General features: G+C 73.3%; 5 protein-coding genes and 1 pseudogene. All 6 read right to left on the bottom strand.

Features of this window, described 5'->3' with window-relative positions; genetic code table 11:
* A partial coding sequence (locus ACWJ6R_RS30865; RefSeq protein ID WP_449065599.1) for a hypothetical protein occupies window positions 1-202 on the bottom strand: 202 nt, incomplete at its 3' end.
* 13 nt (window positions 203-215) lie between these two features.
* Window positions 216-1,160 carry a hypothetical protein gene (locus ACWJ6R_RS30860; protein ID WP_449065598.1) on the bottom strand — a complete coding sequence of 315 codons (945 nt, stop codon included), beginning with the start codon at window positions 1,158-1,160 and terminating at the stop codon, window positions 216-218.
* A gap of 17 nt (window positions 1,161-1,177) precedes the next feature.
* Window positions 1,178-1,699: a hypothetical protein gene (locus ACWJ6R_RS30855; RefSeq protein WP_449065597.1), complete on the bottom strand. Its 522-nt coding sequence runs from the start codon at window positions 1,697-1,699 to the stop codon at window positions 1,178-1,180.
* A 249-nt stretch (window positions 1,700-1,948) separates the two neighbouring features.
* A complete protein-coding gene (locus ACWJ6R_RS30850; RefSeq protein WP_449065596.1) occupies window positions 1,949-2,701 on the bottom strand; it encodes a DUF5677 domain-containing protein in 753 nt (250 codons plus the stop codon).
* Between the two features lie 40 nt (window positions 2,702-2,741).
* Window positions 2,742-3,869 (bottom strand): hypothetical protein, encoded by a 1,128-nt coding sequence (locus ACWJ6R_RS30845; RefSeq protein ID WP_449065595.1) that lies wholly within the window; start codon window positions 3,867-3,869, stop codon window positions 2,742-2,744.
* Window positions 3,854-4,448: pseudogene (locus ACWJ6R_RS30840) on the bottom strand (hypothetical protein); the annotation flags it as partial. The gene ACWJ6R_RS30845 and the pseudogene ACWJ6R_RS30840, both read right to left, overlap by 16 nt.

The raw sequence follows: 4,448 nt of genomic DNA, 5'->3' as shown, positions 1-4,448 counted from the left end.
CGCACCGGCAGCCGCACCGGCCGTCGCAGTGCGGCCCGTCGCGGCCGCACCGGCCGCACATGCCGGTCGCGGCGTACCAGTCGGCGTCCGAGCCGAATTCGACGTGGTCGGGGCACGGCCGCACCTCGACCGGGGCGCGGCAGATGTTGCACACCAGTCCGGTCCCGGGGCGTTCGTCGTCGGGGATGGCGTAGTACCTCACGGTGTTGTCTCCTTCAGGCGGCGCGTCGGCTCTGGCGCAGGGCACGGCGGTAGGCGCGTTCGGCCTTACGGCAGGGGGCGCACACCGGCTCCTTGAGGTGCCGGTGGCGTTTGGCGGCCGCCGGGCTGGCCGGGACCCGGTGGACGGCGCACAGGACCGGGCCAGGGTCCGGGCGGGGGCGGGTCTGGAACCCGTCCTCGTCCCAGGTGATCCAGTCCAGGAGCGCCGTCACGGGTTCATCGACGGGCACGAGCGCGGCGAGCAGGTACGGCAGCGCGGCCCGCTCGTCGGCGGGCAGACCGGCGAGGAAGTCCCGGCATCCGGCGGCGTCCTGGTCGCGCACCAGCGCGGCGAACGCGAGCGCGGTCTTCAGGGCGCGCTCGGCGAGCCGCTGACGCTGGCGCTCCACCAGGTCCGGCCCGCCCCCGCCGGGGCCGGGCATCCACGACAGCAGCCGGTCGACGGGCGTGCCCACGGGCACGAGCGCCGCCAGGATGTGCGGCAGCGCGGCCCGCTCGTCGGCCGGCAGACCGGCGAGGAACGCCCGGCAGGCGTCGGCGCCGTCGTCGCGGATGAGCACCGCCGCGTTCAGCGCGGACGTGAGGGTGCGCTCGGCGAGCTGCTGCCGCCGCTTCCTGGCCTCCGGCGTGTCCGGCTCGGGTGCCTCCGGTTCGGGGTAGGCCACCAGGACGGCGCGGTAGCGGACGATGGTGCGTGCGGTGGTGCCCATCTTCTCGGCGATCACCGCGGCGTGCAGGCCCTGCCGGTTGAGCTCCAGGAACCGCCGGTAGCGCTCCAGGGTCGGCCCGGCGGTCGGCTTCTTCGGTTTCGCTGCGGAGCGGGGCGGGCGGGGGAAGGGGATGCCCTGCTCGGCGTAGCGGTGGTAGCAGGTGCAGCACAGGCCCCGCCCGTGGTGGGGCCGCTCGCATCCGGGCTCGCTGCACGTCGCGCGGGACATCCTCTTCCCCCGCGCCTCTATCGGGCGGCCGGGGCGGTGAAGCGCAGCGCCTCGCCGCAACTGCACACGATCTCGGGCCAGCGCGGGTCGTGCGTCCAGCCGTCGTGGCCGCCGTGCCCGGCGGCGGCGAGCACGTCCCAGATGACGGCCGCGTCGAGTGCGATCACGCGGGCGCCGCCGGTTGCTTCGGCGTGGGCCGTCTCGGCGAACTCCAGCGCCTGGTCGCGGGTGACGGCGACCCGCAGCGGCCCGATGTCGGCCGTCACCGCGCGCAGCGCCTCGTGGTAGTCGAGCAGGTGCCGCTGGCGGCGGAGGTCCTCCTCGGGCGTGCCGTCCGGCGCGGCGGCCAGGTCCTCGCTGATGGCGATGCACGCCAGCGCGAGTTTGGCCAGGTTGACGCTCTGGGGGGTGTCAGTGATCGCTGCGGGGATCGCCCAGTCCGCCAGGCGGGGGATGGTCGCGCCGTCCGGGAGGGGCAGCAGGATGACGTCGAGGTCGTCCGGGTAATCGTCGTCGGGCGCGAGGGGTGTGATGGTCACAGGGGACCTTCCTTCCTGGGAGTAGAGGGGTGTGCGCCGGCGGAACCGCATCCAACCGCGCACACAATAAAGTGTAGGGCATATTTATTTACCCTGCTAGTGCGCGGCCCGATCCGGCCCGCTCCCTCAAGCCCCGGGAGACAAGCACATCCCGGCGTTAACGTCGCCTCGGAAAGATCACCCCAGGAAACGGCGGAGCCCGCCGCCCACCACACGGTGGACAGCGGGCTCCGGCCCGCGAACGCCCGCTCAGGCGGTCGCCGACGGCAGCGGCTTCTTCCTCGCGTCCCTCAGCAGCTCGGGCGTCCCCAGCCCGATGTCATTGGCAGCCTGCTTCAGCAGCTTCCGCATCGGATCACCGTCCATCAGACCGCTCATCACGTCCCCGGCCTGGATGAGCGCGATGGTGGTGTGGATGATGGGGCCGTGGCTGCCCGACGTGCGGGGCATCGCCTGCAGCTCGTACTTCCCGTCCTGCAGCGGCTCGAGGTAGGCCTCGGCGGTCTGCGTGCCAGCGTGGCTGTAGTTCGACAGCACCCGGTACACCGGGTAGGCGTCGCCCCGCCCGTACGCCGTGATCAGGTTGCTGAAGTTCTTGAACTCGCCGAGCATCGTGCAGTAGGCGTCATAGCCCGGGTCCCCCTCGGCGGGCACCGTGATCGGGGGCAGGGTGGAGGCATCGAAGTCCTCGAGCGTCTTCCACTCCTGCTTGACGTTGTTGATCAGCTTGCGCCGCTTCTCCAGCTCGACGCCGCCCAGCACGGTCACGCCCGCCGGTCCTGCGTCGCGCAGCCACATCATGCTGTAGGTGTGGTCCAGGATGTTGCGGACCAGCGGGAGCCCCTCGATGGGGAAGCCGCCGTCGTGGAGCCGCCAGAACGCGACAGCGGAACGGTTGATGAACCGCCACCAGCCGTACAGCACGTAGAAGACCAGTTCGTCCTGCGGCTGTACCACTACGGCGCCCGGGCGGTGGATCTCCTCGGCCTTCTCCACGAGCATCCGCCCGAGCTTCCGGGCTCGGCCCGCCGTCTGCTTATTGTCACTGAACGTGAATGTCACAGACGAAAGGGTATGCATCCGCATCACCCGCCACGACTCGATTAAAACCGGGCAGGCGGCCCGTGCGGCTCGGCCACCAGCCACGCCGGCGGCCCCAGCACCGCGTACACCTCTTCCGGCAGCGACCAGTCCTCGACCTCGAACTCCGGCCGCAGCGCCTGCACGATCCCCAGGAAGGTCCGCCAGGCGGCCCGCTCGCGCCGGTACCGGTCCACGACCGCGGCGACGATCTCCGGCACCCCCAGCCGCTCGGCCACGGCGGACGGGTCCTCCTGGCCGCGTACCCACCCGTCCGGCGTCCGTACGGCCAGGCCGTGCTCGGCGAGCGCCGCAGCCCGTCGTTCGCGCCGGTCGCCGACAGCTCGGCCAGGCCGGGCACGTCGACCGTCCGCACCGGCTCGCCGCCCAGGACCTCGTAGGCGAACGCGGCCGGAGCCCCGAGGACGCGGAAGACGGGGTGGATGCCGCCGAGGCGGCCGGGCTGCCAGCACCGCCACGCCGCCGCCTCCGCGTACGCCTCCGGCACGACCAGCCGGTAGATGTCGGCCCGCTCGCCGCGGTGCTCGGCCACCCAGTCGATGAACGGTTCGGGCTCCTCCCGCAGCGCTCGCAGCACCCGCGCGACCGTCGTCTCGTCCAGGCCGGCCAGCAGGGCGAGGCTCCGCACCCCGAACCCCACCACCGTCGAATGGGACAGCTGTGCGGCCTTCAGCAGCGCCAGCAGCACCCGCCGTACGGTCAGCCCCCGCTTGCCCTTCCACCGGCCCGCCCGCACCGCCGCGCCGTACGCCGAGTACCAGGCTCGGGTCTTGCGCAGCTCCCCTACCGGGTCGGCTCCGGGGGGCGGAGGTTTCAGTTCGACCGGCACCCCCTCCACCACCGCCAGGGCGCCCCCCCTGTGAGTGTTCCCCCTTGTGTGGCTCACACGGCCAGAGCTCCGCTCGGCCAGCCACCGGGTCGCGCTTTCCCAATCGGCCTGCAGCGCCTTGGCCCGCTGCTGCTCGCTGCCGTAACGGCTGTAGAAGGCGGTGAAGCCTGGCCAGTCGCCGGAGCGCATCCGCGCGGTCAGGTCGGCGAGCCGCCATCCGCACGTCACCGCGCCGGCCACGACCGCCTGCCGGGCCTCCGAGGGGGATGCGTACTGGCGGGCGTCGTAGCGGCCGGAGCGGGCGAGCTCCTCCAGGCGGGGGGACAGGCGGGCGCCGGGGGCCGTCCGGGCGGGGCCGCCACGCCGTCCCGTACTCGTCTCTCGACGCCGGGACGACCGGAGCCGCGGGGGGGAGCGGCGGCGAGCTCGCACGCTTCCAGCTCGGGGGCGAGCGCGTCCAGCAGCGCCGCCCACACCTCGGAGTTGTTGCGCTGCTCGAGCACCCGGTCGACCAGCTCGGGAGGGTCCGTGAGCATCCGGAAGGCGCCACCGCCGACCCACGCCCCGGGCGGCACGATCAGCCCTTCCGCCGCGTTGAGCATCGGCGAGGGGTCGAGCGAGACGTACCGGCGGGCCAACGCCTCCGCCAGCCGCCGCATCGGCCCGTAGGAGATCGGCGCCGCCCACGGCACGTACACGTGCCGGCCACCGGAGGCGGGGGAGACGTCGGTGAAGGCGTCGCCGCCGCACGCGGCGATCAGCGCCGCCAGGTCGGCGGTCTCCGCTTCCACCAGGGCGACCGGGTCGGCCGCGCCGGCG

This window comes from Planomonospora algeriensis (assembly GCF_977012225.1).
The sequence above is the reverse complement of the archived record's forward strand: the minus strand, read 5'-3'. Positions and strand labels throughout refer to the sequence as shown.

Coding starts and splice junctions, on each gene's coding strand:
- ACWJ6R_RS30850 (WP_449065596.1), bottom strand. CDS start 2,701: ATGCTCGTGGAGAAGGCCGAGGAGATCCACCGCCCGGGCGCCGTAGTG.
- ACWJ6R_RS30860 (WP_449065598.1), bottom strand. CDS start 1,160: ATGTCCCGCGCGACGTGCAGCGAGCCCGGATGCGAGCGGCCCCACCAC.